This window comes from Brevundimonas intermedia (assembly GCF_027922165.1).
Lineage (GTDB): Bacteria > Pseudomonadota > Alphaproteobacteria > Caulobacterales > Caulobacteraceae > Brevundimonas > Brevundimonas intermedia.
Window position 1 is genome coordinate 651,331 of record NZ_BSFD01000002.1, and the last position, 26,221, is coordinate 677,551.

Consider the following 26,221-nt stretch of genomic DNA (forward strand, 5'->3'; position numbering starts at 1 on the left):
ACGGAGCCGCCGTTTTCAATTGCGCCTCTAGGCGGCCTCTAGCGAGGGTTCGTTTCTCAGAGCCCGATCAATGGGCTCCCGTCGGCGTCCCTCGACCCAGACCTCTCGGAGATTCGGCGTCGGATCAGAGCGTGAGCTTACCCCTAGCGTCAGGCGGGCTCCCAAGCTGTCGAGGAGCGAGATCAGGACAATGCCGAGATTTAGAACTTGATGGTCGAAATGATCTTCATCTTGATCGTGAGGCACATAGGTTCGCGTCCAATAACGCTGTTCCATATAACAGCGCCAAGCGAAGCATTTTGTTCCATTTCTCCAATATATGAGAACATTTTCTCTCCGATTTTATTTGTAATATTTGAATATTTTACTGTCGCTGATCTGGCGCCGCACAATCAAAAGCCAGAATAGTGTGGCATTCCAAGACGAACGACCCCTTACGCCTGGTTTCCTGATCGAGGCCCGCGGCGCTCAGACCGCGATCAACCCTTGGTCTTATCAATCCACCCTGAAAAGGCGTCGATGAACCCCTTCAGGAAGTCCCGCGTTCCGTCGTTCTTCAGCTTGCCGTGCTCGTCCAACAGGTCGGCGACATTGCCGATATAGGCTTCGGGCTGGGCCATGGTCGGCATGTTCAGGAAGACCAGGGGCTGGCGCAGGTGGTGGTTGGCGCCGAAGGCGGCCAGGGCGCCGGGCGAGACGCTGACGATGGCGGCCGGCTTGCCCGACCAGATGCTGTGGCCATAGGGGCGCGAGCCGACGTCCAGGGCGTTCTTCAGGGCGCCGGGAATCGAGCGATTGTATTCCGGCGTCACGAACAGCACGGCCTGGGTTTCCGCGACCGCATCGCGGAACCGCACCCAGGGGGCGGGCGGCGTCTCTGTCTCAAGATCGGGATTGTAGAGCGGCAGGTCGCCGATCTCGACAAGCTCCACCTCCAACTCGGGCGCAGCCAGAGCCTTCATCTCCAGACCGATGGCGCGGGAATAGGACCCCTCGCGCAGGCTGCCGACGATCAGGGCGACGCGGACGGACATGGCTCTCTCCGGGTTGGATGTTTCAAGCGTAAGCGTAACAGATCCCGACGTCGGATGTTCCCCTCATCCCCCGTCACCCTCGGGCTCGTCCCGAGGGCCCACGGGTCCGCCGCAACAGAGGTTGAAGTGGGTGCGTTGCTTCGCCGTTCCTATACGTGTCCGGCGTGGGCCCTCGGGACGAGCCCGAGGGTGACGAAATTTGAGAGAAGGCCGAACGCTCTAGCCGAACAAGGCCGCCGCGAACGCCTCCCCTGCCGGCCCCGCCGACTTCGGTCCCAGCACGGCGCTGGCCGCCTGGCCGCCCGCCAGGATCCGCCCGCCGACCGCCCTCACATCCTCGATCGTCTGGCCCTCCAGCTGTTCGGTCATCGACAGGCTGGCGCGGGGCGCGCCGAAGATCAGGGTCTGGGCGGCGTTGCGTCCCGCCCGGCTCATCGGATTCTCGTCCGACATCCACAGCCCGGCCTTCATCACCGCCTTGGCCCGCGACAGCTCCTTTTCGGTCGGCCCGGTCTCGGCCAGGGCCCGCACCTCTGCGGCAGCCACCTGGGCCAGCTCCTTGGCCCGGTCCGCCGCCGCCCCGGCGTAGATGCCCAGCACCCCCGTATCCTCATAAGGCTCCTGATAGGCGTCGATGGCGTAGGCCAGGCCCCGCTCCTCGCGCGCGCTCTGGAACAGGCGCGAAGCCATGCCCCCGCCCAGGATCTCGCCGAACAACCGCATCGACGACAGGGCCGGATCGGTCGCCGACAGGGCCGGCATCTGGAACACCAGATTGGCCTGTTCGATCTTGCGCGTCAGGGTCGCATGCCCGCCGACGAAGGCCGCCCGCGCCGGCGTCTCGACCGGGGTCGCCACCGCCGCGCCGAACCAACGCTCGGCCAAGGCCAGCAGTTCGCCCTCCTCGACCGCGCCGGAGACCGACACCACCATCCGGTCGGGCGAGTACAGCCGCGCGCGCCAGGCCTCGACGCTCGCCTTGTCCGCCGGTTTCAGACTGGCGACCGAGCCCAGGATCGGCCGGCCCAGCGGCTGGCCGGCGAAAGCCAGCGTCTGGACCATCTCGAACACATGGTCGTCGGGCGTGTCGAAGGCCTCGGCGATCTCCTGGGCCACCACGTCCTTTTCCCGCTCGATCTCGGCGGGATCCAGCGTGGGCCGGAACACCAGGTCCGACAGCACCTGCATCGCCAGCGGCAGCGACCCGTCCAGGCCGCGCACCTCGAAACTGGTCCGCTCATAGCCGGTGGAGGCGTTGATCGTGCCGCCCTCGGCCTCGATCCGTTCGACGATCTCGCGCGCGGCCATGTCGCCGGCGCCCTTGAACACCAGATGCTCCAGCAGGTGCGACCAGCCGGAACGATCCTCCGCCTCCCACCGCGCCCCGCCCTTGACGGTGACGACGACGGCTAAAGTCTTCAGGCCGGGCATGGGGTCGCAGATGACGCGGACGCCGTTGGACAGGGTGTGCAGGGAAGCCGTCAGGGGATGTCTTTCTTCATTCGACGTCGAAGCAGGGCCACATAGAAGCCCGCCAGGGCGATCGCCAGCCCGAACCACGTCAGGGCGTAGCCGAAATGATTGTTGGAAAAGGCCGCCGGCGGCGCGGACGGCCGCAGGGCCGCGAACTCGGGATTGGTCGGGGTGACCGCGAACACCGCCTCGGGCCGCACCGGCCCCGCGACGTTCAGCGCCTTGGCCATGGCCGCCGTGTCGCGTGCGTAGAAGCGTCCGTTCATCGGCGGCGGGCTCATGCCGCCCGGCTTGTCGAAGGTGCGGAACGCCCCGATCAGAACCAGCGGCAGGGTGGTCTCCACCACGCGCGGCCGCTCGGTCACCCCGTCGCCGACAAAGCCCCGGTCGATCAGCAGGCTGAACTCCGCCCCCGCCGGTTTGCACGCCGAGATCAGCCGCACCCCCGCCTCGCCGTCATGGATGGATTGCAGCTCGACATAGGGAGCGGTCGCCAGGCCCGGACAGACGATCAACGCCTTCCTGAACTCCAGATCGCCTTCCCCCAGCACCTGATCCAGCGGCGCAGGCGGCCTGGCCGCCGCCGCCTCGGACGCCGCGATCAGCCCCTCTTTCCACTTCAGCCGCTCGACCTGCCACAGGCCCAGCCCGATCAGCAGGACCAGGGCCGCGACCGTCAGCACAGTCAGGATCCACGGAAACCGCCTCATGTCTGGTTCCTGTACTGCAGGCCGATCATCAGCCCCCGCCCCGGCCGCATCAGCGCCAGCGACAGGGCGACCACCAGCGGCAGCCAGACGATCAGGTGCAGCCACATGGGCGGGTGGAATTTGATCTCCACCACCAGGGCCGAAAACCCGACCACAAAACCGGCGATCTGCATGATGAAACTGGCCGGCCCGTCGCCGGTCTGGATGGTGGTGTAGTCCAGGCCGCAGACGTCGCAGGCCGGTCGCACCTTCAGAAAGCCCGCAAACAGGGCGCCCTGCCCGCACCGGGGACAGCGCCCGCGCATCGCCGCCCGAACCGGCGTGTCGCAAACCACGACGGACNTCCCCCCCCGCCTTGAGGTCTTCAGGACCGTCTTCGATCAACCGAAGACGACGTAGACGAAGGCGAACAGGAACAGCCAGACCACGTCCACGAAATGCCAGTACCAGGCCGCCGCCTCGAAGCCGAAATGCTTCTGTGGGGTGAAGTCGCCGGCCAGCAGACGGATCAGGCAGACCGCCAGGAAGATGGTGCCAATCAGGACGTGGAAGCCGTGGAAGCCCGTCGCCATGAAGAAGATCGACCCATACAGGCCCGAGTTGACCGCTTCCTCGTTGAAGAACAGGTGCTCGTGCAGGATGTGCTGATATTCGTAGGCTTGAACACTGGTGAAGAAGACGCCCAGGACCACGGTGATGACCAGGGCGATCTTGGCGCCCTTGCGGTCGCCGACCTGAATCGCATGGTGGGCCCAGGTGACGGTGCAGCCGCTCAGCAGCAGGGTCACGGTGTTCAGCAGCGGCAGCTGCCAGGGCGAAAGGACCTCGACCCCTTGCGGCGGCCAGGTCGACCAGGCCTTGGCCGTATCCGCCCAGGTCCCGACTTCCGGCGTCAGGGCCCGCGATTCATGGAACAAGGCCATGTCGAAGAACATCCAGAAGAAGGCGACGAAGAACATCACCTCCGACGCGATGAACAGGATCATGCCGTAGCGCAGGCCGATGGACACGACCGGCGTATGGTCGCCCGCCTTGGATTCCTTGATCACGTCCGACCACCAGCCGAAGGCCGAGATCAGCACCCCCGCCAGACCGGCGAAGAACACCCCCTGGCGTCCCTCGGCCAGGAAGTTGGCGGCGATCGGCCCGTTCTCGGCCGGGGCCAGCCCCTTCATCCAGATCACGGCGCCGATGAACATGAGGGTCGCGGCGATGGAGGACAGCAGCGGCCACGGGCTGGGCGGCACGAGGTGATAGTCGTGGTGCGGAGCGGCGTGCGCGTCGGCCATGCGTTTCATCTCTATATTGGGCTGGCGATGAACTCGCCTTATCCCCCAGCTATAACCGCCGCTTTTGCGTCGCGCCAGTGCATCGCCGTGTTTCCGCCGCGATCCCGGCCTGCACCCAAACGCGTCACCCTCGGGCTCGTCCCGAGGGCCCGCCTGTCCGCCGCACCTCAGGTCGGGCGAGGGTCCGGCATCTCAACTCCACAGCTTGTAATCGCATCAGGCGTGGGCCCTCGGGACGAGCCCGAGGGTGACGGAGTGTGGGGGATAACGGACCGGATTGAGTGCGGGAATAAAGTAACCACGCCTATAACAACCTATACTTGCCGCAACACACCCCCTATGACACCCTCCCTCCATGCACCGCGAGCGCCCGTTCATCGCCGTCTACATCATGACCAACGGCGTACGAGGAACCCTCTACATCGGCGTCACCAGCGACCTCTATCAACGGGTCGGCCAACACAAGACCGGCCGTTTCGCCGGCTTCACCGACGTCCACGACCTGAAACGCCTCGTCTGGTTCGAACCCCACGCCCTGATGACAGCGGCCATCCGACGGGAAAAACTGCTGAAACACTATGTCCGTGACTGGAAGATCAACCTGATAGAGCGCGACAATCCCCACTGGGACGACCTGTCCCTTGCCTGGAACGCCCTGCCCGTGTGGCAACACGGCCCCACGGATCAATAATTCCGCCCGCCCCCCCCCGCCACTCCGTCACCCTCGGGCTTGTCCCGAGGGCCCAAGCCAGATGCGGTCACAAACTGCGGAGTAGCGATACCGGACCTCACCCCAACGGGGGTGCGGCGGACAGGTAGGCTCTCGGGACGAGCCCGAGGATGACGGGGTTGGGATCGAGCCCATCAACCCTGACTTCCTCGTCGCACGCGCGCACGGCCGGCTCACCCCCAACACCCTATATCGACACTTCCGCCACCCCATCTCCGTCACCCTCGGGCTTGTCCCGAGGGCCCACGCCGGATGCGGTCACAAACTGCGGAGTAGAGATGCCGACCCTCACCCCAAAGGGGGTGCGGCGGACAAGTGGGCCCTCGGGACAAGCCCGAGGGTGACGGTGATAGGTGGCGCTACCCCCGCCCCTCCAACGCCGCGAACGCCGTCTTCGAGAACACCGACAAGGGCTGCGGCAGGTCGTCCAGCGCGAACCAGCCGATCTCCGACAGCTTGTCCGGCTCGGTCAGCCACGGCTCGCCAGAAAAATCCCGCGCCAGATAGATCAGCGACACCCAGTGCTGACGATCCGCCGCGATGACCTCTTCCGACACGCACAGGAACTCGACCGCGCCGATCGTCAGCCCGCTCTCCTCCTCGGCCTCGCGACGCGCGGCCTCGGCGGAGGATTCGCCGTGATCGACCTTGCCGCCGACGATGTTCCAGTGCCCCGCCTCGGGCGCCTTCAGCCGTTTGCACAGCAGCACCCGCCCGTCGGCCCGCTGGATCACCAGCCCACAGCCCACGCCGGGGAAGTCCACACCCGGTCGGGCCATCGACTCAGGCGTTCGGACCCGTCGGCGCGTCGACCGACGGATAGAAGGTGTAGCTCAGGGTGATCTCGCGGGCGCCCTTGGCCTCGCGGTCGGTGGCCAGTTCGGGGGCGATGAAATACTGGACCGGGAACTGACGCGTCTCGCCCGCCGCCAGGGTCTGATCCTGGAAGCAGAAACACTGCAGCTTCTGGAAATAGGGGCCGGTGTACTCCGGCACGACATTGTAGCCGGCCCGCACCTGGATCGGCTGATTCGAGGTGTTGGTGACGTCGAAATAGGCCAGGCCCGTCGCCCCGATCCGCACCCTCTGGGTCGTCTGTTCGGCGCGGAAACTCATGGGCAGGCCGCCGCGCACATTGGTGTCGAACCGCACCAGCACCGTCTGGTCCAGCACCGTGTCCGGCGCCTTCTCCGCCCGGCGCACCGTGCCGTCGAAGCCGGTCACCTGGCAGAACATCCGGTACAGCGGCACGGCCGCGAAGGCCGCGCCCGTCATCCCCATCACGCCCAGGACGCAGACGATGGCGATCAGGTTCTTGCGGCCGGGATTGTTCATCGCGGCGCGCCCGTCGCCTCTTGCAGCAGGGCGCGTTCGGCCGCCTGGTTCTGTTGCAGACGCAGGACCGTGGTGGTGAAGACCAGAACGATGAAGGCCACCAGGGCGGCCGCGATCCAGACGTTGCGCCGTTTGCGGGCGCGCAGTTCCTCAGGGCTCAGACGCATGGCTCAGGCTCCCAGGCCGGCCACAGCCTCGACCAGGAAGGCCGAGAACAGGGCGACCAGATACAGGATCGAAAAGGCGAACAGGTCACGCGCCGGTTTGGCCTGGGCCTTCACATCATACAATGCGGCCTCGCGTCCCACCGTGTCGGCCTTGTCCGGCTCGTCCCCGGCGCGCGAGCGGTACAGCCGCCAGGCCAAACCGAGGAAGCCCAACCCCCCGGCGACCGACACCACGGCGTAGATCAGCCCGCCCATGCCCACCAGGGCCGGGGCCACGGCCGAGGCGATGAAGACGAGGGAATAGATAAGGATCTGCAACCGCGTGGATTTCGCCCCCCGCGCCACCGGCATCATCGGTATGCCCGCCTTGGCGTAGTCGCCGGCCGAATAGAGGGCCAGGGCCCAGGAGTGCGGCGGGGTCCACAGGAAAATGATCAGGAACAGCAGCCAGGCCTGCCACGGCGCGTCGCCCGTCGCCGCCGCCCAGCCGATCACCGGCGGAAAGGCGCCCGCCGCCCCGCCGATGACGATGTTCTGCGGCGTCCGCCGCTTCAGCAGCAGGGTGTAGAAGCCGGCGTAATAGACGATGGTCAGGGCCAGCAGACCGGCCGCAAACCAGTTGGTGTTCATCCCCAGCAGCATGACCGAGAACAGGCTCAGGATGACGCCATAGGCCATGGCGTCATTCTTCCGGACACGCCCCGCCGCCACCGGCCGACCGCGCGTGCGCCGCATCAGGGCGTCGGTCTCGCCCTCCAGCGCCATGTTCAGCGCCCCCGCCGCGCCGGCGCCCACGGCGATGCACAGGATGGCGATGGCGGCGACCAGCGGGTTCATCGACCCGGGCGCCATGACCAGCCCGGTCGCGGCGGTGAAGACCACCACCGACATGACGCGCGGCTTCAGCAGCTGGAAGAAGTCTTCCGGCTGGGCGGTCGAGAGGGCGGGGCGATCAAGGTCTGTCGGGGTCACTATGGTCATCTTCTACACCCTCGGCCGCAGGCTTGTCCCGAGGCTCGAGGTCTCGGCGAAACGAAAAGGGCCTCGAACATGACGCCCGAGGCCCTCGCCGTATTTTGAGGTCCGCCGTCGCCCTCGGGACAGGCCCGAGGGCGATGGACGGGCTTTAGTGTTCGTCGCCCTTGACCACCGGCAGTTCGTTGAACTGGTGCGTCGGCGGCGGCGAGGACAGGGTCCACTCCAGGGTCGTGGCGCCTTCGCCCCACGGATTGGCGACGCCCGGACGGCGACGGATCGCCGCCTCGGCCAGCATGATCAGGAAGACAACCACGCCGACGATGGTGATCACATAGCCCCAGGACGAGACCTGGTTCCACAGGGTGAAGGCGTCCGGATAGTCGATATAGCGACGCGGCATGCCCTGCAGACCCAGGAAATGCTGCGGGAAGAAGATCAGGTTCACGCCCACGAACATGATCCAGAAATGGGTCGCGCCCAGGAACTCGTTGTACTTCACCCCGAACATCTTCTCGAACCAGTAGTAGAAGCCCGCGAAGATGGCGAAGACGGCGCCCAGCGACAGCACATAGTGGAAGTGGGCCACCACGTAATAGGTGTCGTGCAGGCTGTAATCGATGCCGGCGTTCGACAGGACCACGCCGGTCACGCCGCCGACGGTGAACAGGAAGATGAAGCCGATGGCCCACAGCATAGGCGTCTTGAAGCTGATGGACCCGCCCCACATGGTGGCGATCCAGCTGAAGATCTTCACCCCCGTCGGCACCGCGATGATCATGGTCGCGGCGATGAAATAGGCGCGCAGATTGATGCTCATCCCGACCGTGTACATGTGGTGCGCCCACACGATGAAGCCGACGAAACCGATGGCCACCATGGCGTAGGCCATGGCCAGATAGCCGAACACGGGCTTGCGGCTGAAGGTCGAGACGATGTGGCTGATGATGCCGAAGCCCGGCAGGATCAGGATGTAGACCTCCGGGTGGCCGAAGAACCAGAACAGGTGCTGGTACATGATCGGATCGCCGCCGCCGGCCGGATCGAAGAAGTGGGTGTTGAAGTTGCGGTCCGTCAGCAACATGGTGATCGCCCCCGCCAGCACCGGCAGGCTCAGCAGCAGCAGGAAGGCGGTGATCAGCACCGACCAGGCGAACAGCGGCATCCGGTGCAGGGTCATGCCCGGCGCCCGCATGTTCAGGATCGTGGTGATGAAGTTGATCGCCCCCAGGATCGAGCTGGCGCCCGCCACGTGCAGGGCGAAGATGGCCAGGTCGAAGGCGGGACCGACGTGGCCCGTTGTCGACAGCGGCGGATAGGCCGTCCAGCCCCCGCCGAAGCCCTTGCCCGGCCCGCCGTCGGTGAACATCGACAGCACCAGCAACACCCAGGCCGCGACCAGCAGCCAGAAGGAGATGTTGTTCATGCGCGGGAAGGCCATGTCCGGCGCGCCGATCATGATCGGCACGAACCAGTTGCCGAAGCCGCCGATCATGGCGGGCATGACCATGAAGAAGATCATGATCAGGGCGTGGGCCGTGACCACGGCGTTATAGCCGTGCTTGGACTGCTCCACGAGACCCAGCAGCTGGATCGACGAGCCTTCCTTGAAGATCTGGATGCCCGGCTCGGCCAGTTCCCAGCGGATCAGGCCCGACAGGGCGCCCCCGACCACGCCCGCCATGATGGCGAACAGCAGATACAGGGTGCCGATGTCCTTGTGGTTGGTCGACAGGAACCAGCGGGTGAAGAAGCCCGGCTTGTGGTCGTCGTGGTGATGGGCCTCGGGCGCGTGAAGCGTGTCGCGGGTCGAGATGATAGCGTCAGCCATGGAACTGCTCGCCTCTTACTGGGCGGCCGGCGCGGCGGGGGCCGCGGCGGGAGCGGGTTGAACGGTCGGCGCCGTCGGCGTCGTCGCGGTCTGAGCGGTGGGAATGCCGGTGGTCGCGCCGGCTTCGGGGCCGGTCGTCGCGGCGCCGACCACGGGCGCGCCCGTGGTTCCGGCCTCGACCTGGGCGGTGGTGCCGCCCGGCGCGGCCTCGGCCGTCTTCGGCGTCATCGAGCCGCCCTTGGAGGCGATCCAGCGCTCGAACTCGGCCTGGGTCACGACATTGATCTGGATCGGCATGAAGGCGTGGTCGACGCCGCACAGTTCCGAGCACTGGCCGTAGAAGACGCCGGTGCGCTCGGCCTTGAACCAGGTCTCGTTGACCCGGCCGGGCACGGCGTCGGTCTTCAGCCCGAAGGCCGGCAGGGCCACGGCGTGGATCACGTCCGAGGCGGTGATCAGCAGGCGCACCGTCTTGCCGACCGGCACCACCATCGGCTCGTCTGCGGCCAGGCGATAGACGCTGTGCGACAGACCGCGCTCGGCCAGCTCGTCCTCGGGCACCATGTTGGAGATATATTCGGCCACGCCCTGGTCGGGATATTCATAGGCCCAGTTCCACTGGTTGCCCGTCACCTTCACCGTCAGGTCCGGCTCGGGCATGTCGTGATAGGCGAACAGCAGCCGGAACGAGAACAGGGAGATGAAGACCAGAATCACCACCGGCAGCACGGTCCAGATCACCTCGACCGTCGTGTTGTGGCTCCAGCGCGCGGGCGTCGGATTGGACTTCTTGTTGTAGCGGAACACGATCCAGGCCAGCAGGCCCAGCACCAGCAGCGTGATGCCGGTGATCACCGGCATCAGCACGATATTGTGGAACCAGATGGCGTCATGCTTCAGCGGCGCGGCGGCCGGCTGAAGGTCGATGCCGCCTGGCGTGGGCTGGCCCAGCAGATCCTGCGCCCAGGTCGGCGCGGCGGAGAACAGCGCGATCCCGACAGCTGCAGCCGCCGCCTTCGCTCTTCCCAGGGCTCGTGTCCCCATTCCCATACGAAGTCCCTATATTGTCTTTTACAGCAGAGACTTGCGAGTGAATCGCAAGTCTTCACATGGGCATGTTGATCCGCCCGGCACTGCTGTGAGTCCCTATCGGATCGCCCCTCGCTTGCCAAGCGATCCGCGCCGCCTCCGCCGCAAACTCGCCCCAAACCCGTCGGCCCTCGCCGAACCCCGTTGGATTAAACCTTCGTCATGTTTAAACAGGTACCTTGCGTCACAAGGTACCTTGCCGTACTCAACCTCCATCAAAGGAGACATCGAGGTGACCGAAACCATCGAGATACAGTTGAAGAAGGGGGTTCTGGGACTGTGCGTCCTGGCGCTTCTGAACCGGGCCGACAGCTACGCCTACGAGATCGCCAGCCGCCTTTCGGACGCGATCGATATGGGGGAAGGCACCATCTACCCCCTGATGCGGCGGATGCAGTCGGACGGACAGGTCGAGACCTATCTGGTCGAATCCTCGTCCGGCCCGTCCCGCAAATATTATCGCCTGACCGACGCCGGTCGCGCGGCCCTCGCCGCCCAGACCGCCGAATGGTCGGCCTTCACCCAAGCCGTCGACGCCGTCCTGGCGAGCGACGCAACCACGATCCAGACGCCGGCGCCCCAGGCGACCGACGCTCAACCGGAGGGAACGGAACAATGACGCGCGCGGAATTCATCGCCCGTCTCAGAAGCGGACTGGTCGGATTGCCGACCGCCACGGCGGCCGACATCGTCGCCGACTATGAGACCCATTTCGCCGACGGCCTGGCCGCCGGCCGCACCGAGGCCGAGGTGGCCGCCGCCCTGGGCGATCCGGGCCGTCTGGCTCGCGAACTCAAGGCCGAGGCCGGGATCCAGCGCTGGCGCCAGGAGAAGAACCCCTCCGCCGCCGCCGCCGCCGTCTTCGCCGTCCTGGGCCTGGGGGCCATCGACATCCTGATCCTCCTGCCCATTCTGATGGGCGTGATCGGGACCATCTTCGGCTTCTTCATCGCCGCCATCGCCCTGTTCATCTCGGGCGGCGGCATCATGGTGGCCGGGCCCTTCGCGGGCTTCCCGGGCGGTCCGTTCGCTGCGATCCTGATGGGGCTGGGCCTGATGGCCGGCGCCGTCTTCATCGGCGCCCTGCTGAGCATCGTCACGGTCTGGCTGATCAACGGGATCGTCTGGTTCGCCCGCCTGCACTACCGCCTGCTGAAGCCTGCGCTTGAACCCCAATCCGACGTCCAGTCCGCCGCCACGAGCACGGGAGGCTCGCTATGATCCGCACACTGTTCATCATCGCCGGCGCCGCCCTGGTGCTCTGCATCGTCACCCTGGGCGGGGCCATCGCCCTCGGCGGCCACGACCTGCAACGCCACGGCTGGGCCTGGACCATCAAGGACCGCGACGGCGAGACCATCCGCTTCGAACGGGTCAAGGGCGGCGGGACCGACGATCTCGGCCCCTTCACCACCCGCACCCTGGCCTGGACCGGCGGCGAGAGCCTCAGCGTCGAATCCAGCATCAACGTCGAATATGTCCAGGGCCCGGCCAATACCGTGGTCGTCACCGGGCCCAAGGGCCTGACCGACCGGGTCACCCTGACCGACGGCCGCCTGTCCCTGGGCGACGGCGACGAACGGGTCGTGTTCGGGTGGGACAGCGGCAACTTCTCCGCCCGGTCCGAACGCGACGAACTGCGCGTCGTCGTCACGGCGCCCAACGTCCGCCGCTTCGCCTCCAGCGGCTCCGGCGACCTGGACATCACCGGCTATGACCAGCCCTCAATGACCCTGTCGATCTCCGGCTCGTCCGACGTCACCGCCGCCGGCCGCACCGACGCCCTCGACATCGACATCGCCGGCTCGGGCGACGCCGATCTGCGAGCCCTGGACGCCAAGGACGCCACGGTTGACATCGCCGGCTCCGGCGACGCCGACATCGCCCCCACCGGCGACGTCCAGGTCAGCATCGCCGGCTCCGGCGACGTCTCCCTGGCCACCCGCCCCGCCAAACTGACCAGCGAAATCGCCGGTTCGGGCGACGTGTACCAGAACTGAAGACGCTCACCTCCCCGTTCGCGAAGGCGAACGGGGAGGACCGGCGGGAGCGTCAGCGAACGCCAGGAGGGGGCGACTCGGTGTCTGAAGCTGGTCCGGTCATCACCCCCGCCAGAGTCGCCCCCGCCTGGTCGCAAGCGCGACCTGTCCTCCCCACGCGCTCCGCGCGCGGAGAGGTGACGCTTCCTTCTTTCGTCATTCCGGGCGAAGGGCCGCTTGGCCCGCAGACCCGGAACCCAGCGGCGCCGAAGGCGAAATCTGTAAGCCGCAGGATGCTGAAAGATCGAGTCCGCGACAGTTTCGCGCTCGCGCGCGCCGCTGGGTTCCGGGTCTCCGCTGCGCTTCGCCCGGAATGACGAAAGAAAAGAGCCAGCGCGCACAATGACGCTGCCTCCACCCCAACAATTCCAACCCCTTACACGAATCTTACCCCCCGCTCCTAACCACCCCTCAAACCCCCCGCATACTCCTCCCCGGTCTCGTCGCTAGGAGGGCTCGTAAGGCCTGCGACCTTGCGGCGGCGGGAGCGTAGGGATCAGGGGCGGGGGTGGGATTCCCCCGCGCCGCATGACGGTGCATCGGTGGGCTCATCCCGCGCAGAAACGTCGGCGGAGGACTCGGGGTTAGGAACCCGGTCGCACTCGGGACGGTCCTTCGCAGGGATCGCCGACCTGACGCAGGCCTTGGGGAAGAGGCATCACAACTGCCGCTTCAATATCCCCGGCCGGCAGAAACACCCTGCGCGCGGAGCGTCTGTCTTCGTCGAAACGGTAAAAACTAAATCACTCCGGGCGAGGCCCGGCGCTCCGTCCTGCCCTCCACAACTCCGCCGAAAGGACGGAGCGCTTCGTCACGCCTTCACCCCGTCCCCTTCACCCTGTCCCCCATTCCGGCTAAGCCATGCCCATGACCTCCGCCCCCCTTCCCGACGCCGGCGCCAACTGGGTGGATCGCCATGCGCCGGAGCGGCTGAAGCCCTGGCTGAAGCTGGGCCGGTTCGACCGGCCCATCGGCATCTGGCTGCTGCTCCTGCCCGGCTGGCAGGGCATCACCCTCGCCCTGGCCGAGTATCGGCAAGCGCCCGGCCTCTATGACCTGTGGCTGTTCGTCGGATTCGGCATCGGGGCCTGTCTGATGCGCGCCGCCGGCTGCGCTTTCAACGACATCGTCGACCGCGACTTCGACGCCCAGGTGGCCCGCACCGCCCTTCGCCCCATCCCCGCCGGCCTGATCTCCGTCAAACAGGCCTGGGCCTTCGTGATCGGCTGCAGCCTGATCAGTCTCCTGATCCTGCTGACCCTGCCCGTCGTCGCCATCCTGCTGGGCGTCGGCTCCCTCGCCCTGGTCGCCGCCTATCCCTTCATGAAGCGGATCACCTGGTGGCCCCAGGCCTGGCTGGGACTGACCTTCAACTGGGGCGCCCTGATGGGCTTCGCCGCCGCCCTGCCCCTGGCCGCCGCCGCCCTTCTGCTGCCCGCCGACATCGCTGGCGAGTTCCGTCCCTTCCTCTGGTCCGCCCCGAGCGACAGCGGCCACGCCGTCGCGCTGGTCTGGCAGGCCTATGTCCCCGCCGTCCTCCTCTACCTCGGCGGCGTCTTCTGGACCCTGGGCTACGACACCATCTACGCCCTCCAGGACATCGAGGACGACGCCATGGTCGGCGTGAAATCCTCGGCCCGCCGCCTGGCCTCGGCCGTGCGTCCCGGCGTAGCCGTCTTCTATGTCGTCAGCCTGATCCTCGCCGCCCTGGCTGGCCTGTCAGCCGGCCTCGGCCTGCTGTTCTGGCTGGGTCTGGCCCTCTACGCCGCCTACCTGGTCCGCCAGGTCGTCCGCCTCGACCGCACCGACGGCGCCCTCGCCCTGAAACTGTTCAAGTCCAACCGAGAGGCCGGCTTCATCCTGCTGGCCGCCCTCGCTCTCGGATGCCTCAGCCTGTGAAGGAGCCCCCCATGACCTCCACCGTTCGTCTGCTGCTGCTGTCCGCCGCCGTCGCCGCCACCTTGGCCGCCTGCCAGAGGCGAGAGGACAAGGCCGAGGCCCCCTCGCCCGCCCCAACCGCCGCCGCGCCGGTCAACCCGGCCACAGCCGGCGCGCCGATGGGCTTTGACTCCAAGACCCAGTACGCCACGGTCAAACTGACCCTGCCGGACGCGATCAAGTCCAAGCCCGATCTACACGCCCCCCTCTACGCCGCCGCCGTGCGCGACCTGCGCCAGTTCTCCGAAGGCGCCCAGGCCGACCTGTCCGAGGCCGGCGGCGGCTCCAATCCCTATGAGAAGACCATCGCCTTCGACCCCGGCGCCGAGACCGGCAAGCTGTTCAGCCTGGCCCGCACCGATTTCGAATTCACCGGCGGCGCCCATCCCAACACCAGCTTCTCGGCCGTCCTCTGGGACAAGGCGATGAAGAAGCAGCTGGGCTTCGCCGACCTGTTCCGCCCCGGCGCCGACCTGTCCGGCCTGAATAAGGCCCTGTGCGACGCCGCCAACGCCGCCAAACAGGCCCGCTCGCCGGGCTCCGAGAGCGCGACCCCGGGCGGCGACATGTGGTCCTGCCCCAAGGCCGTCTCGACCCCCTTCGTCCTGGCCCCCGGCGCCACGCCGGGCAAGGCGGGCGGCCTGGTCTTCCTGATCGGCGCCTATCAGATCGGCCCCTATTCGGACGGCCCCTACCGGATCGCCGTGCCCCAGTCGGTCTTCCGGTCCCTGCTCAACCCGGCCTACGCCGACGAGTTCGCCGGCGCGCCGGTCAAGGCCGGGGAGGTGACGCCCAAGGCGGGCTGATCAATCCGCCAGGAACTGATCCACCAGTTCGGCGAACCGCTGCGGCTGGTCGGCCATGATGAAGTGCCGGCTGCCGTCGACGCGGATCAGCTTGACGCCGGGCAGGGTCGCATATTCGTGACCCCAGGCCCGATCCGCCTGAGCGGCCGGCGCCCCGCCGTCGGCGTCTGCGGCATAGAGGGCGGTCACCGGCACGCGCATGTTCGCCAGATCCGGCCGCGCATCCGTCAGCAGAACGTCCCGCATGGCCGCCGCCATGGCCTTGCGGTCCGACGCAGTCGTCCAGTCGACCAGCCTGACCCGCAATGCCGCATCCCGCGTCATGCCCTGGGCGGAGCCGACCTGGGCGGCGCGGAAGGACTCGTCCGACAGGGCGAGAATGCTCTGCGCCGTCTGCTCCGCCGCCGGTCTCATGGCCTCGACCGTCACCTGCGGCCCCCGCAGCGCGCCGAAGAAGGGCAGGCTGTCCACACTCATCAACCGGCCGACGGCCTCAGGATGCTGCTGCGCCAGCACCAGTCCCGTCAGGGCGCCCATCGAATGACCGACCACCGCCGGTCGCTCCAATCCCTGGACGCGGATGTAGCGGTCCAGTTCATCGACCACCGGCTGGACGAAGGGACCGTCCTCGTGGCTCCAGGCCTCTCCGGCGAAACCCGCCAACTGCACCAGATGCACCCGGTGCGTCGCCTTCAGCCGATCCGCCGTGACCCGCCACACCTCCCGCGAACAGCCGAAGCCGGGGATCAGGATCACATCGGGGCCGGCTCCCACCACCTCGACGGACAGCCGGTCCGAGACGAAGGCCGGCGCCTGGGTGGCAGGCTGGGCGAAGGCGGCGGTCACGCCGACCATCAGCGACGGGGTGCAGACCGCCAGACCGAACAGAGCGGCGCGCAGGCGCGGGCGCGCCTTGAAGAAGGCGTTGAACATCGGATGTCTCCCTTGGATTTTAGGTTTGGCCCGCCGCCCTCAGGCGTGCGGGTTCTCGAAGATCTCCTCGACCGGTCGGTCGAAGGCCGCAGCAATGCGATAGGCCAGGTCCAGCGACGGATCGTGCCGCTCGGTCTCCAGAGCGATCACCGCCTGTCGCGACACGCCCAGCGCCTGGCCCAACTGCTCCTGGGTCCAGCCGCGCTCGACGCGCAGCAGTTTCAGCCGGTTCTTCATCGGCTGGTCCGAATGAAGGGCGCGGTCAGGCCGTACATGCCCCAGAACAGCGGCACGATCAGCCAGGTCTGCATATGCGGCGCTCCCGCGAAGCTCTCCCCGAACCCCCAGAAGGTGGCGACCGCCATCGCCAACCCCGAGGCGACGATGAATTGTTTCGCCGTGACGCCCCGCACGAACTCGTCGCTCTCCCGCATCAGCGACAGCACCGCCCAGATCTGGCCGATCACCGGCGCCGAGACCACCGCCGCCAGCCCCCAGGCCGCCGGTTTCCCCATCACCTCGTCAAAGGCGTCGGTCGTCATCATGGCTACGCAAATGGCCACATAGGGAATGGTGAACGCCATGATGCGAATGACGTATCGCCGGTGCGCCGGGGTAGTTGATTTTCCGAAAGACAACATGTCCGCCTCCTTTTGTAAGGCGAACCTGACATCGGCCAAGTGTCATGTCAACCTGACTTTTTGTCAGGCCCACATTACTTCGTCGCGGCGCTGTTCCCGCACCGTCAGCACCGGTACCCTGACGCCATGACCATCCCCGACCCGGCCGCCTTCATCCACGCCAACACGCGGCTCCAGCCTGTGCCTCATGCGCCGGAAATCTCGCTCTGGCTGGCGGACGAGATCACACCCATCTGGCGGTTGACGGAAGAGGAACTGGGCGAACTGGGCCTGCCCCCGCCCTTCTGGGCCTTCGCCTGGGCCGGCGGTCAGGCCCTGGGCCGCTACCTGCTGGATCACCCGCACGAAGTGACGGGCAAGCGGGTGCTGGACTTTGCGACCGGGTCCGGCCTGGTCGGGGTCGCCGCCATGCGCGCCGGCGCCGCCTCAGTCCTGTGCGCCGACATCGACCCCTTCTGCCAAGCTGCAGTCGCCGCCAACGCCCAGGCCAACGGCGTGGCGCTGGACTTCACCGGCCAGAACCTGCTCGACGCGCCCCCACCGTCCGTGGACCTCATCTGCGCCGGCGACATCTGCTACGAAAAGCCCATGACCGAAGCCGTGCTCGCCTGGCTGGGCCAGGCCCGCGCCGCCGGAACACGCGTCCTGATCGGCGATCCCGGCCGCACATACTTCCCCCGCTCCGGCCTGGACTTCCTGGCCGAATACAGGGTGCCCACAACGCGCGAACTGGAGGACCAAGAGATCAAGCGTGCGTCGGTCTGGGCCCTGCCATGAAGCCAACCGGCGGAGCGTCGCCGCCCCGCCGGTCTCCTGCAATCAGGCCGCCGCCATCAGGCTGCCGGTCATCTCCTCCGACGCCCAACTGCCGTAGGATTCGACCTGTTTGGCCCTCATCGACTCGAAGGCCGAGGTCAGTTCGGTGACGCTGATCCCCCCGTCGCTGTCGGTGTCCACAGCCGCGAAGGCGTCGCTGATGCTGGAGGAGTCGTCTTCCTCCAGCGACGCCATCAACTCCTCGAGGCTGACCGTGCCGTCTTCATTGGTGTCAGCAGCGTCGAACACCGTCTCAGCGGTCTCCTCCGCCGAGGCCGGCGCCGCGCCGCCGCCCGGAGGCGGTCCGCCGGGCGGCGGCCCCATGGCCTGGAGGCCGGACTCGAGCTCGTCGGCGCTCATCACCCCGTCGCTGTCCGCATCCAGCGAGGCGAAAGCGTCCGAGATTTCCGAGGTGTCGGACACGCCCAGAGCGGTTCCGACCTCGGTCAGGCTCAAGCCGCCGTCCCCGTCGGAATCGAGGTCCGAGATCAGACCACTGACGAAGTCCTTCCCGGTCGAGGCCGTCTCCTGGCTTTCGAGCAGAGCGGACATTGTGTCCGAACTAAGGCTGCTGGCGGCAGTGCTGGCAGGGGGTGGTCCGGACGGCGGCGGGGACGATGAGGTCCCCTGACTGGGGCTGAACAGCCCCTCGCTGGGCGAAGTTTGCCCAGTGGATTCGGCGCTCTGGGTCTGGAACAGGTCGCGCAGGGCCTGAAGCGACAGACCGGCAGAGGCCGAGGATGCGGATGATACCGACATTCCTGGCTCCTGATCGGAGGCGACGATGTCCCGCCCGACCAGAGGCCGTGCGTCCCGTCGCTGAAGACCTTGCAAAACTCATCGTAAACTTGCCCCAAACGACTGTATTAACTTGATTATTTCAATATTGAAACAATCACCGATCAAGGATCGACCGCGTGGGGCGCGTCGCCCCTTGGCGGCGAGCGACCGCCTACCCATCTCAGATCCATGCGACGTCTGATGACCCTGTCCGCACTGATCACCGCCGGCTGCGCCACCTCGGCCCTCGCGCAGACGCCGCCCTACGTCCCGCCGTACGGCGCCTATTCCGGCGGCGTTCCCGCAGCGATCGCCGACCAGCATCGCTACGAAAACGATCGGTTGAGGCGACAGTCTGAGGCCAATGCGGCCCTAGCCCGCCAGCAGCAGGTCGAAACTCGTCAGCGCCTTATGCAGATCGAGGCGGCGCGCGAACCGACCGGGTCCGTTCTCGTCCCGGCCCGCCCTCTCTATGAGGTCGATCAGGAACGCGCCCTTCGCGAAGGCGCCGCCGTCCGACGTGAACAAACCCGTCAGGACGTGACCCAGATCGACGAGTGGCTGGATCGGCCGAACTGACGCATCCCTTCCCTTGCGACTGCGTTCCGGCCTAGCTTTAATCGATTAGGCGGAGGGGACCGGCATGCGCTGGCAGGGCGGACGGACAGGCGGCGGCGGCGTCGAGGATCGGCGGGGGCTCGGCGGCGGCGCAGTCGCTGGCGGGGGCATCGGCGTCGGGGTGTTGGCGATCATCGGTTACCTGGTGTTCGGAATCGACCCCGCGACGACGACCCAGTTGGCCAGCCAGTTCGGCGGCGTCGGGGCCGAGCAGCAGCAGGGTCAGCTCGGGACGCCTGAAGATCAGGCCGGGCGGTTCGTCGACGTCGTCGGGGGCAATATTAACGACGTCTGGGCCCAGAAGCTGAATGGCTATGAACCGCCCAAGGTGGTCATCTACGAACAGGGCACATCGACCGGCTGCGGCTTCGGCCAGTCCGCCATGGGCCCCTTCTACTGCCCGACCGACAAAACCGTCTATCTCGACCTGGGCTTCTGGCAGGAGATGGAGACGCAACTCGGGGCGTCCGGCGCCGACTTCGCGCGCGCCTATGTCATCGCCCACGAGTTCGGCCACCACGTCCAGACCCTGACCGGAACCTCCGAACAGGCCCGACAGGCTCGGCAACAGTCTCGGAGCGAGGCCGAGGCCAACCAGTATTCGGTCGCGCTGGAGCTCCAGGCCGACTGCTACGCGGGCGTCTGGGCCAAAAACGCCTCCGCCGCCTCAAGCGGACAGGTGGCGCTGGAACCCGGCGACATCGAGGAAGGCATGAAGACGGCACAGGCCATCGGCGACGACACCCTGCAACGCCGGGGCGGCGGGCGTGTCTCGCCCGAGAGCTTCACCCATGGGTCGTCGGCTCAGAGGGTCGAATGGCTGCAACGGGGCTATCAATCCGGCGATCCCGCCGTCTGTGACACCTTCAGCGCAAGCTGAGCCTTAACAGGCTTTCAATCCTACGTCGCAAATGTCAGTCATGAGGGAGACGCCGCGCGCCTCCCCGCGATCCCGGCATCTGCGATCAAATCGACACCTTTAGACGGATATTCCGCATGCACGCTCGCGCCGGCCGCCAAGCCCTTTCGGAAGACCTGATCGACCTCGACGCCCTGCTCGGCGCCTATGAGTCCAGCCGCCCGGACATGACCGATCCGGCGCAAAGGGTCGTGTTCGGCACCTCTGGCCATCGCGGCTCCAGCCTAGACGGCGCCTTCAACGAGGCTCACATCCTGGCCATCGCACAGGCCGTCGCCGAATACCGCGCAACGCAAGGTGTCGATGGCCCACTGTTCGTCGGGCGCGACACCCACGGCCTGTCCGAACCCGCTTGGCGCACGACGCTGCAAGTGCTGGTCGCCAACGGCGTCGAGGTGCTGATCGATTCACGCGACGGCTTCACCCCGACCCCGGCCGTGTCCCACGCCATCCTGGCGTACAACCGCGCCAATACCCGTGAGGCCGACGGAATCCTGATCACTCCGTCGCACAATCCGCCGCGCGACGGCGGCATCAAATACAATCCTCCCTCCGGCGGTCCGGCCGGCGGAGACGCCACGAACGCCATCGCCGCCCGCGCCAATCAGTTGATCGAAGGCGGCCTGACTGACGTTAAGCGCATCCCGTTTGGCGAAGCCTATGCGGCGGCCCGGCGGTTCGACTACCTGTCCGCCTATATCGACGACCTGCCCAGCGTGCTGGATCTGGACGCCGTCCGCGACGCCGGGGTGCGCATTGGCGCAGACCCCCTGGGCGGCGCCGCCGTAGCCTACTGGAGCGAGGTTGCCGACCGGCACCGTCTGAACCTGACCGTGGTCAATGACGCCGTCGATCCGCGCTGGGCCTTTATGCCGCTGGACGCCGACGGCAAGATCCGTATGGACTGTTCGTCGCCCAGCGCTATGGCCAATCTGATCCAGATGATGCAGGGCGGATCGACCTATGACCTGGCCTTCGGCAATGACGCCGACGCGGACCGCCACGGCATCGTTACGCCCGACGGTGGGTTGATGAACCCCAATCATTTCCTGGCGGCGGCCATCGCCTATCTGTTCGCCAATCGTCCCGGCTGGGGCCCGAACGTGGCTGTGGGCAAGACCCTGGTCTCGTCGTCGATGATCGACCGGGTCGTCGCCGGAATGGGCCGCCGCCTGCTGGAGGTGCCGGTCGGGTTCAAGCATTTCGTGCCCGGCCTGCTGGAGGGAACGGTCGGATTCGGCGGCGAGGAATCGGCAGGAGCCTCCTTCCTGCGTCGCGACGGCACGGTCTGGTCCACTGACAAGGATGGCCTGCTACTGTGCCTACTGGCGGCCGAGATCCAGGCCCGAACGGGCCAGAGCGCCAGCCAGCTCTATACCGGCCTGACCGAACAATACGGCGCCCCGGCCTATGCCCGGATCGACGCCCCCGCTGACCGGACGCAAAAGGCGCGTTTGGCCGCCCTGAGCCCCGCCGACGTCGTCGCCACCAGCCTGGCCGGCCAGCCGATCACCGACATCCTGACCAAGGCGCCCGGCAATGGCGAGGCCATCGGCGGGTTGAAGGTCGTCACCGCCGACGCCTGGTTCGCCGCCCGCCCGTCGGGCACGGAGGACGTCTACAAGATCTACGCCGAGTCCTTCCTGGGCGCCGATCACTTGGTCCAGGTCCAGGCCGAGGCCAAGACGGTGGTGGCGGCCGCCCTGGCGGGCTGAGCGGCCCGAGACTTGACTTTGCGTCCGCAAGCGCCCATTTGCGCTGCATCGCACAATCGCGATCTCCGGCGTCTCCAGCGCGTGTGGGTCCTTCCTGGACCTGTCTGTAGAAGCCGCCGGCCCCTCAAGTTCATTCGCTGCCCGGACACGCGGGGCGGCGCCCGATCCACCCCGCAGGCTTCATTCCGAAGCCCGGCCGGGACTGGCGGTGCGCGGCCCTAAGGCGTCATGCCATGGCTGAAAGCGCTCTGCCGCACGCGAAAGACACTGCTGTGAGCACCACATTCGAATCCATGGGCCTGAACAAGGCCCTTCTTCAGGCGCTGGCGTCGGAAGGCTACACCAAGCCGACCCCGATCCAGGAAAAGGCCATCCCCGACGTTATGCAGGGCAAGGACCTGCTGGGCATCGCCCAAACCGGCACCGGCAAGACCGCCGCCTTCGCCCTGCCGATCCTGCATCGCCTGGCGGAGAACCGCATCGCCCCCAAGCCGCGCACGACGCGTGTGCTGGTCCTGTCGCCCACGCGTGAGCTGGCGACCCAGATCGGCGACAGCTTCAAGGCTTACGGCGCCCACCTGGGCTTCCGGGTCGCCGTGATTTTTGGCGGCGTGAAATACGGCGGCCAGGAGCGGGCGCTGCAACAGGGTCTGGACATCCTGGTCGCCGCGCCTGGCCGCCTGCTGGACCACATCCAGCAAAAGAACCTCGACCTGTCCTCGACCGAAATCTTCGTGCTTGACGAGGCCGACCAGATGCTGGACCTGGGCTTCATCAAGCCGATCCGCCAGATCGTCTCCAAGATCCCTGCCAAGCGCCAGAACCTGTTCTTCTCGGCGACTATGCCGAGCGAGATCGGCAAGCTGGCGGGCGAGCTGCTGAAGGATCCGGTCAAGGTCCAAGTGACCCCGCAATCGACCACCGTGCAGCGCATCAGCCAGTCGGTCGTCTATATCGAACAGGGCAGGAAGCGCGCCTTGCTGACCGAAATGTTCAGCGATCCCGAGTACACGCGCTGCCTGGTCTTCACCAAGACCAAGCACGGCGCCGACAAGGTTGCGGCCTATCTGGAAGCCGGTGGCGTCGAGGCCGGCGCCATCCACGGCAACAAGAGCCAGCCCCAGCGTGAACGCACCCTGGCCGCGTTCAAGGCCGGCAAGCTGCGCGTCCTGGTCGCCACCGACATCGCCGCGCGCGGCATCGATGTGGACGGCGTCTCGCACGTCGTGAACTTCGAGCTGCCCCATGTGCCGGAAAGCTATGTTCACCGCATCGGCCGCACCGCACGGGCGGGCAAGGACGGCACCGCCGTCAGCTTCGTCGCCGGCGACGAGATGAAACTGCTGAAGGATATCGAAAAGGTCACGCGCCAGAAGATCCCGGCCATCGACCGCCGCAACGACAAGGCCCTGGGCCAGCTGGACGCCACCATCATGGCGACCGGCGTCGGCAAGAAGGCGACCATGCCGGAACGCGAAGGCGGCGACCGCAATGAAGGCGGCCGTGGTGGTCGTGGACGCAGCCGCGTCCCGCATCGCGATGGCGTGCGCCCGGAAGGCGGCGGCCAGCCGCATCGCCAGCGCCGCGCCCGTCCCGGCGAGGCGCCTGCGGCTCCGCGTCCTGAACGCGCTTACAACCCCCTAGCCGGTGAGCGCGTGCCTTCGATCAACGACAACGCGAAGCCTGCGGAAGGGGAAATGAAGCGCCGTCCCCGCCGTCGCCCGTCGAACGGCGGCAAGGGCTACGGCGGCGCCGCAAAGGGCTGATCCAACTGTTCATCCTCGGGCTTGCCCCGAGGGTGGCGGTGGAAGCCGGCAATAAAAACGGCGGCTCCTTTGCTGGAGCCGCCGTTCTTGTTTCAGCCGATGGCTGTGGACCTTAGAAGTTCCAGGTCGCGCCCATCGAGAAGCCGACGCCGTGGCCTTGAGCCTCGCCGCGCAGGTTCGAGACGACCAGGCCGTTGCCATAGACATCGCGCGTGTCGTTGATCGTGGCCGTATCGATGTCGATATAGGTCACAGCGCCGTCAAAGGTCATAGCGCCAACCGTCTTGGACAGGCCGGCGGTGTAGAGGAAGCGATCGCCGTCTGGGATACGGGCGGTGCGGTGATCGTCCGGCGTCGGGGTCGGATCGTAGCCCAGACCGGCGCGCACAGTCATCGTCGGATCGATCTTGTAGTCGAAGCCGATCGCGCCGGTGGTGACGTCGTCATAGTCCTGAACGATGGTCGAGGAGCCGGACGTTCCGTAGGTCACGCGGATGGCGTCGAACTCGCTCCATCCGATCTGGTTGACCTGAGCGTTCAGGGTCAGGCGATCGTTGACGGCGTAGCGGGCCGAAACGGTGGCGTACCAGGGCGTGTTGAAGGTAGCGACGCCGTCGGCAGAAACGTTGGCGGCCGCCAGAATCCCAGTCAGGCCTGAGATGTTCACTTCGCCTTCCAACTCATGCTCGATCTTGGAGCGGTACGACAGACCCAGATCCAGCTTGCCGAAATGCATCTGTGCGCCGGCGTTCCAGCCGTAATCCCAGCCATCGCCTTCCAGCTGGTTGCGGCCGTCGGTGCTGGGCGAGACCGCATAGGTCGGGGCGAACACGCCCGGGATGGCCACGTTCGGCAGGGCCGAGCTCAGGGTCGCCTTGGCGTACTGGGCGTCGAAGCCGGCGCCGATATCCAGCCAGTCGGTCACCGTCATGGCCGCGACCAGGCTGACGTTAGCGGAGCGCAGTTCGGACGTCAGGGCGTCGTAGCGGGCGAAGTCGGTGGGCTCATACTTGGTGGTGAAGTTGAACGGCGCCTGTACGGCCAGGCCGACGTTGAAGCGATCACCAATCGGCATGGCGACGGCGAAATTGGGGATGATGCCGCTCTCAACCACGTTGTGGACGTGCGGATCGCCATTCACGGTCTCGGTCGTGGAGCCCACGCCAGGGACATTGTACGTCAAGCTTGAGCCCGTATCGTCGACATCGGAGTCGAGGATCAGGCCGTGCATGCCGACATAGACCTGGCGCTCGGTACCGGCGATGGCGGCGGGGTTCCACCACAGCGACTGCACGCCCTTGTCAGCGCCTTCGCCCGAGTTGGCGCGACCTTGGCCGCGGGTCGATTGTTCCTGGACATAAAACGAACCGGCCATGGCTGGCGCGGCGACGCCGGCCAACAGGGCGGTGGTCAGCGCAATGCCGCCCGCACGAGCGAAATTCCTGGGAGTCATAAGCCATTCCTATAGTTTTGCCCCCGCCATTTACGCGGCGGTGGGTATCGGGGAGGTCGATCGCACCCAGCGCTTTCGTCAGGAAAGCGTTGCATGCATGGCGGGTCTCCGCCGGGAAACAGGCGAAACTGTGTCTGAAAAATCGCACACGATCACACCGGCGAGAGGTGACGCTACGGCAGGTTCATTCCGGAGGAAGACAGTGACGCGCAACACACAGTCCAGCATTACGCTCGGGAAGGAATTCGTCACCGCCGCACAATCGCCTTGCGTATCCATGATAGGATCGCCATCTGAGCCCGTCGCCGCTGCTGATTGAAACCATGTACGAAACGCCCGAACTGGAAACCGACGCCCTGGTCCGCTCCAGCGCCATCCGCATTCACACGGCGGAGGATTTTGAGGGCATGCGCAAGGCCGGCCGTCTGGTCGCCGAAGCGCTCGACATGATCACCGCCCATGTGAAGCCGGGCGTGCTGACCAGCACCATCGACGACCTTGTGCGAGAGTTCACCTTGGATAACGGCGGCCTGCCCGCCTGCCTGGGCTACAAGGGGTACGAGAAGACCGTCTGCACCTCGATCAATCACGTCGTCTGCCATGGCATCCCTGGCGATCGGGTGCTGAAGGACGGCGACATCGTCAATATCGACCACACCGTCATCGTCGACGGCTGGCACGGCGACTCCAGCCGCATGTATGCGGTCGGCGAGATCAACGCCCGCGCCAAGAAACTGATCGACGTGACCTATCAGTCGCTGGATTTAGGTTTGGCGCAAATCAAGCCGGGCAATACGTTCGGCGATATCGGCTTTGCGATCCAGAAGTTCGTCGAGGCCCAGCGAATGAGCGTGGTGCGTGACTTCTGCGGCCATGGGATCGGCCGGATCTTCCATGACAGCCCCAATGTCCTGCACTACGGCCGCAAGGGCGAGGGCGCGGTGCTGAAGACCGGCATGTTCTTCACCGTCGAGCCGATGGTGAACCTGGGCAAGCCGCACGTGAAGGTGCTGTCCGACGGCTGGACCGCCGTGACGCGCGATAAGTCCCTCTCGGCCCAGTGCGAACACACCATCGGAGTCACGGAAGACGGTCTGGAAATCTTCACCGCGTCGCCGGCTGGATTGTTCCGGCCAAACTGAACCCTTGATCCCCATTCATCTT

At 66.5% G+C, this 26,221-nt stretch carries 28 protein-coding genes; 12 read left to right on the plus strand and 16 right to left on the minus strand.

The window, feature by feature from the left end:
* Nucleotides 1-479 precede the first annotated feature (479 nt).
* From PKE72_RS05815 to PKE72_RS05835, 5 genes are all read right to left on the minus strand, one after another.
* Nucleotides 480-1,034 carry an NADPH-dependent FMN reductase gene (locus PKE72_RS05815; RefSeq protein ID WP_271164423.1) on the minus strand — a complete coding sequence of 185 codons (555 nt, stop codon included), beginning with the start codon at nt 1,032-1,034 and terminating at the stop codon, nt 480-482.
* A gap of 219 nt (nt 1,035-1,253) precedes the next feature.
* The gene (locus tag PKE72_RS05820; protein WP_271164424.1) at nt 1,254-2,465 is read right to left on the minus strand and encodes a M16 family metallopeptidase; all 1,212 of its coding nucleotides are present in this window, start codon (nt 2,463-2,465) and stop codon (nt 1,254-1,256) included.
* 50 nt (nt 2,466-2,515) lie between these two features.
* Nucleotides 2,516-3,217 carry an SURF1 family protein gene (locus PKE72_RS05825; protein WP_271164425.1) on the minus strand — a complete coding sequence of 234 codons (702 nt, stop codon included), beginning with the start codon at nt 3,215-3,217 and terminating at the stop codon, nt 2,516-2,518.
* Nucleotides 3,214-3,522, minus strand: a complete 309-nt coding sequence (locus PKE72_RS05830) for a DUF983 domain-containing protein (protein WP_271164426.1) — start codon at nt 3,520-3,522, stop codon at nt 3,214-3,216. Before PKE72_RS05830 ends, PKE72_RS05825 begins: the two co-directional genes overlap by 4 nt.
* A gap of 75 nt (nt 3,523-3,597) precedes the next feature.
* A complete protein-coding gene (locus PKE72_RS05835; protein ID WP_271164427.1) occupies nt 3,598-4,506 on the minus strand; it encodes a cytochrome c oxidase subunit 3 in 909 nt (302 codons plus the stop codon).
* A gap of 355 nt (nt 4,507-4,861) precedes the next feature.
* Between PKE72_RS05835 and PKE72_RS05840 the strand changes: the two genes are divergently transcribed.
* Nucleotides 4,862-5,197, plus strand: coding sequence for a GIY-YIG nuclease family protein (locus tag PKE72_RS05840; protein WP_271164428.1), 336 nt, complete (start codon nt 4,862-4,864; stop codon nt 5,195-5,197).
* Nucleotides 5,198-5,595: 398 nt separating this feature from the next.
* On the opposite strand, the gene PKE72_RS05845 is transcribed toward PKE72_RS05840, so the two are convergent.
* From PKE72_RS05845 to coxB, 6 genes are all read right to left on the minus strand, one after another.
* The gene (locus tag PKE72_RS05845) at nt 5,596-6,015 is read right to left on the minus strand and encodes an NUDIX domain-containing protein (protein WP_271164429.1); all 420 of its coding nucleotides are present in this window, start codon (nt 6,013-6,015) and stop codon (nt 5,596-5,598) included.
* A 4-nt stretch (nt 6,016-6,019) separates the two neighbouring features.
* Nucleotides 6,020-6,571 carry a cytochrome c oxidase assembly protein gene (locus PKE72_RS05850; protein WP_271164430.1) on the minus strand — a complete coding sequence of 184 codons (552 nt, stop codon included), beginning with the start codon at nt 6,569-6,571 and terminating at the stop codon, nt 6,020-6,022.
* Entirely contained in the window at nt 6,568-6,738 is a 171-nt protein-coding gene (locus PKE72_RS05855) for a cytochrome c oxidase system small membrane protein (protein WP_271164431.1), read from the minus strand. Before PKE72_RS05855 ends, PKE72_RS05850 begins: the two co-directional genes overlap by 4 nt.
* Before the next feature lie 3 nt (nt 6,739-6,741).
* Complete coding sequence (gene cyoE, locus PKE72_RS05860; protein WP_271164432.1) at nt 6,742-7,719, minus strand: heme o synthase; 978 nt, start codon at nt 7,717-7,719, stop codon at nt 6,742-6,744.
* A 145-nt stretch (nt 7,720-7,864) separates the two neighbouring features.
* Nucleotides 7,865-9,544 carry a cytochrome c oxidase subunit I gene (gene ctaD, locus PKE72_RS05865; RefSeq protein WP_271164433.1) on the minus strand — a complete coding sequence of 560 codons (1,680 nt, stop codon included), beginning with the start codon at nt 9,542-9,544 and terminating at the stop codon, nt 7,865-7,867.
* A 15-nt stretch (nt 9,545-9,559) separates the two neighbouring features.
* The gene (coxB, locus tag PKE72_RS05870) at nt 9,560-10,594 is read right to left on the minus strand and encodes a cytochrome c oxidase subunit II (RefSeq protein ID WP_373878069.1); all 1,035 of its coding nucleotides are present in this window, start codon (nt 10,592-10,594) and stop codon (nt 9,560-9,562) included.
* A 271-nt stretch (nt 10,595-10,865) separates the two neighbouring features.
* Here coxB and PKE72_RS05875 point away from each other — a divergent pair, with 271 nt between their 5' ends.
* The 5 genes from PKE72_RS05875 to PKE72_RS05895 all read left to right on the plus strand — a co-directional run bounded on the left by PKE72_RS05875 (nt 10,866) and on the right by PKE72_RS05895 (nt 15,416).
* A complete protein-coding gene (locus tag PKE72_RS05875; RefSeq protein WP_271164435.1) occupies nt 10,866-11,252 on the plus strand; it encodes a PadR family transcriptional regulator in 387 nt (128 codons plus the stop codon).
* On the plus strand, nt 11,249-11,854 hold the full coding sequence (locus PKE72_RS05880; protein WP_271164436.1) for a DUF1700 domain-containing protein: 606 nt from the start codon (nt 11,249-11,251) through the stop codon (nt 11,852-11,854). The genes PKE72_RS05875 and PKE72_RS05880 overlap by 4 nt, the downstream gene beginning before the upstream one ends.
* Nucleotides 11,851-12,633 (plus strand): GIN domain-containing protein, encoded by a 783-nt coding sequence (locus PKE72_RS05885; RefSeq protein WP_271164437.1) that lies wholly within the window; start codon nt 11,851-11,853, stop codon nt 12,631-12,633. The genes PKE72_RS05880 and PKE72_RS05885 overlap by 4 nt, the downstream gene beginning before the upstream one ends.
* A 906-nt stretch (nt 12,634-13,539) precedes the next feature.
* Nucleotides 13,540-14,571: a UbiA family prenyltransferase gene (locus PKE72_RS05890; RefSeq protein WP_271164438.1), complete on the plus strand. Its 1,032-nt coding sequence runs from the start codon at nt 13,540-13,542 to the stop codon at nt 14,569-14,571.
* An 11-nt stretch (nt 14,572-14,582) separates the two neighbouring features.
* Nucleotides 14,583-15,416 (plus strand): DUF3298 and DUF4163 domain-containing protein, encoded by an 834-nt coding sequence (locus tag PKE72_RS05895; RefSeq protein WP_271164439.1) that lies wholly within the window; start codon nt 14,583-14,585, stop codon nt 15,414-15,416.
* Here PKE72_RS05895 and PKE72_RS05900 read toward each other — a convergent pair whose 3' ends face one another.
* The 3 genes from PKE72_RS05900 to PKE72_RS05910 are packed head-to-tail and all read right to left on the minus strand — an operon-like array spanning nt 15,417 to nt 16,990.
* Nucleotides 15,417-16,349: an alpha/beta fold hydrolase gene (locus PKE72_RS05900; RefSeq protein WP_271164440.1), complete on the minus strand. Its 933-nt coding sequence runs from the start codon at nt 16,347-16,349 to the stop codon at nt 15,417-15,419.
* A gap of 39 nt (nt 16,350-16,388) precedes the next feature.
* Nucleotides 16,389-16,586, minus strand: coding sequence for a helix-turn-helix transcriptional regulator (locus PKE72_RS05905; RefSeq protein ID WP_008264044.1), 198 nt, complete (start codon nt 16,584-16,586; stop codon nt 16,389-16,391).
* Nucleotides 16,583-16,990, minus strand: a complete 408-nt coding sequence (locus tag PKE72_RS05910; protein ID WP_271164441.1) for a hypothetical protein — start codon at nt 16,988-16,990, stop codon at nt 16,583-16,585. Before PKE72_RS05910 ends, PKE72_RS05905 begins: the two co-directional genes overlap by 4 nt.
* A gap of 126 nt (nt 16,991-17,116) precedes the next feature.
* Here PKE72_RS05910 and PKE72_RS05915 point away from each other — a divergent pair, with 126 nt between their 5' ends.
* Nucleotides 17,117-17,767 (plus strand): class I SAM-dependent methyltransferase, encoded by a 651-nt coding sequence (locus tag PKE72_RS05915; RefSeq protein WP_271164442.1) that lies wholly within the window; start codon nt 17,117-17,119, stop codon nt 17,765-17,767.
* Between the two features lie 42 nt (nt 17,768-17,809).
* On the opposite strand, the gene PKE72_RS05920 is transcribed toward PKE72_RS05915, so the two are convergent.
* A complete protein-coding gene (locus tag PKE72_RS05920; RefSeq protein WP_271164443.1) occupies nt 17,810-18,565 on the minus strand; it encodes an EF-hand domain-containing protein in 756 nt (251 codons plus the stop codon).
* 222 nt (nt 18,566-18,787) lie between these two features.
* Between PKE72_RS05920 and PKE72_RS05925 the strand changes: the two genes are divergently transcribed.
* The 4 genes from PKE72_RS05925 to PKE72_RS05940 all read left to right on the plus strand — a co-directional run bounded on the left by PKE72_RS05925 (nt 18,788) and on the right by PKE72_RS05940 (nt 23,604).
* Nucleotides 18,788-19,165: a hypothetical protein gene (locus PKE72_RS05925; protein WP_271164444.1), complete on the plus strand. Its 378-nt coding sequence runs from the start codon at nt 18,788-18,790 to the stop codon at nt 19,163-19,165.
* 64 nt (nt 19,166-19,229) lie between these two features.
* Nucleotides 19,230-20,084, plus strand: coding sequence for a KPN_02809 family neutral zinc metallopeptidase (gene ypfJ, locus PKE72_RS05930; protein WP_271164445.1), 855 nt, complete (start codon nt 19,230-19,232; stop codon nt 20,082-20,084).
* A gap of 116 nt (nt 20,085-20,200) precedes the next feature.
* Nucleotides 20,201-21,838 (plus strand): phosphoglucomutase (alpha-D-glucose-1,6-bisphosphate-dependent), encoded by a 1,638-nt coding sequence (pgm, locus tag PKE72_RS05935; protein WP_271164446.1) that lies wholly within the window; start codon nt 20,201-20,203, stop codon nt 21,836-21,838.
* Between the two features lie 233 nt (nt 21,839-22,071).
* A complete protein-coding gene (locus PKE72_RS05940) occupies nt 22,072-23,604 on the plus strand; it encodes a DEAD/DEAH box helicase (protein ID WP_271164447.1) in 1,533 nt (510 codons plus the stop codon).
* Between the two features lie 112 nt (nt 23,605-23,716).
* On the opposite strand, the gene PKE72_RS05945 is transcribed toward PKE72_RS05940, so the two are convergent.
* Nucleotides 23,717-25,057: an OmpP1/FadL family transporter gene (locus tag PKE72_RS05945; protein ID WP_271164448.1), complete on the minus strand. Its 1,341-nt coding sequence runs from the start codon at nt 25,055-25,057 to the stop codon at nt 23,717-23,719.
* Nucleotides 25,058-25,380: 323 nt separating this feature from the next.
* Between PKE72_RS05945 and map the strand changes: the two genes are divergently transcribed.
* The gene (gene map / locus PKE72_RS05950) at nt 25,381-26,199 is read left to right on the plus strand and encodes a type I methionyl aminopeptidase (protein ID WP_271164449.1); all 819 of its coding nucleotides are present in this window, start codon (nt 25,381-25,383) and stop codon (nt 26,197-26,199) included.
* Nucleotides 26,200-26,221: the final 22 nt, after the last annotated feature.

Excerpts from the sequence above, each read along its gene's own strand:
- PKE72_RS05815 (WP_271164423.1), bottom strand. The coding sequence starts at position 1,034 with ATGTCCGTCCGCGTCGCCCTGATCGTCGGCAGCCTGCGCGAGGGGTCC.
- PKE72_RS05820 (WP_271164424.1), bottom strand. The coding sequence starts at position 2,465 with ATGCCCGGCCTGAAGACTTTAGCCGTCGTCGTCACCGTCAAGGGCGGG.
- PKE72_RS05825 (WP_271164425.1), bottom strand. The coding sequence starts at position 3,217 with ATGAGGCGGTTTCCGTGGATCCTGACTGTGCTGACGGTCGCGGCCCTG.
- PKE72_RS05830 (WP_271164426.1), bottom strand. The coding sequence starts at position 3,522 with ATGCGCGGGCGCTGTCCCCGGTGCGGGCAGGGCGCCCTGTTTGCGGGC.
- PKE72_RS05835 (WP_271164427.1), bottom strand. The coding sequence starts at position 4,506 with ATGGCCGACGCGCACGCCGCTCCGCACCACGACTATCACCTCGTGCCG.
- PKE72_RS05840 (WP_271164428.1), top strand. The coding sequence starts at position 4,862 with ATGCACCGCGAGCGCCCGTTCATCGCCGTCTACATCATGACCAACGGC.
- PKE72_RS05845 (WP_271164429.1), bottom strand. The coding sequence starts at position 6,015 with ATGGCCCGACCGGGTGTGGACTTCCCCGGCGTGGGCTGTGGGCTGGTG.
- PKE72_RS05850 (WP_271164430.1), bottom strand. The coding sequence starts at position 6,571 with ATGAACAATCCCGGCCGCAAGAACCTGATCGCCATCGTCTGCGTCCTG.
- PKE72_RS05855 (WP_271164431.1), bottom strand. The coding sequence starts at position 6,738 with ATGCGTCTGAGCCCTGAGGAACTGCGCGCCCGCAAACGGCGCAACGTC.
- cyoE (WP_271164432.1), bottom strand. The coding sequence starts at position 7,719 with ATGACCATAGTGACCCCGACAGACCTTGATCGCCCCGCCCTCTCGACC.
- ctaD (WP_271164433.1), bottom strand. The coding sequence starts at position 9,544 with ATGGCTGACGCTATCATCTCGACCCGCGACACGCTTCACGCGCCCGAG.
- coxB (WP_373878069.1), bottom strand. The coding sequence starts at position 10,594 with ATGGGAATGGGGACACGAGCCCTGGGAAGAGCGAAGGCGGCGGCTGCA.
- PKE72_RS05880 (WP_271164436.1), top strand. The coding sequence starts at position 11,249 with ATGACGCGCGCGGAATTCATCGCCCGTCTCAGAAGCGGACTGGTCGGA.
- PKE72_RS05885 (WP_271164437.1), top strand. The coding sequence starts at position 11,851 with ATGATCCGCACACTGTTCATCATCGCCGGCGCCGCCCTGGTGCTCTGC.
- PKE72_RS05890 (WP_271164438.1), top strand. The coding sequence starts at position 13,540 with ATGACCTCCGCCCCCCTTCCCGACGCCGGCGCCAACTGGGTGGATCGC.
- PKE72_RS05895 (WP_271164439.1), top strand. The coding sequence starts at position 14,583 with ATGACCTCCACCGTTCGTCTGCTGCTGCTGTCCGCCGCCGTCGCCGCC.
- PKE72_RS05900 (WP_271164440.1), bottom strand. The coding sequence starts at position 16,349 with ATGTTCAACGCCTTCTTCAAGGCGCGCCCGCGCCTGCGCGCCGCTCTG.
- PKE72_RS05905 (WP_008264044.1), bottom strand. The coding sequence starts at position 16,586 with ATGAAGAACCGGCTGAAACTGCTGCGCGTCGAGCGCGGCTGGACCCAG.
- PKE72_RS05910 (WP_271164441.1), bottom strand. The coding sequence starts at position 16,990 with ATGTTGTCTTTCGGAAAATCAACTACCCCGGCGCACCGGCGATACGTC.
- PKE72_RS05915 (WP_271164442.1), top strand. The coding sequence starts at position 17,117 with ATGACCATCCCCGACCCGGCCGCCTTCATCCACGCCAACACGCGGCTC.
- PKE72_RS05920 (WP_271164443.1), bottom strand. The coding sequence starts at position 18,565 with ATGTCGGTATCATCCGCATCCTCGGCCTCTGCCGGTCTGTCGCTTCAG.
- PKE72_RS05925 (WP_271164444.1), top strand. The coding sequence starts at position 18,788 with ATGACCCTGTCCGCACTGATCACCGCCGGCTGCGCCACCTCGGCCCTC.
- ypfJ (WP_271164445.1), top strand. The coding sequence starts at position 19,230 with ATGCGCTGGCAGGGCGGACGGACAGGCGGCGGCGGCGTCGAGGATCGG.
- pgm (WP_271164446.1), top strand. The coding sequence starts at position 20,201 with ATGCACGCTCGCGCCGGCCGCCAAGCCCTTTCGGAAGACCTGATCGAC.
- PKE72_RS05940 (WP_271164447.1), top strand. The coding sequence starts at position 22,072 with ATGGCTGAAAGCGCTCTGCCGCACGCGAAAGACACTGCTGTGAGCACC.
- PKE72_RS05945 (WP_271164448.1), bottom strand. The coding sequence starts at position 25,057 with ATGACTCCCAGGAATTTCGCTCGTGCGGGCGGCATTGCGCTGACCACC.
- map (WP_271164449.1), top strand. The coding sequence starts at position 25,381 with ATGTACGAAACGCCCGAACTGGAAACCGACGCCCTGGTCCGCTCCAGC.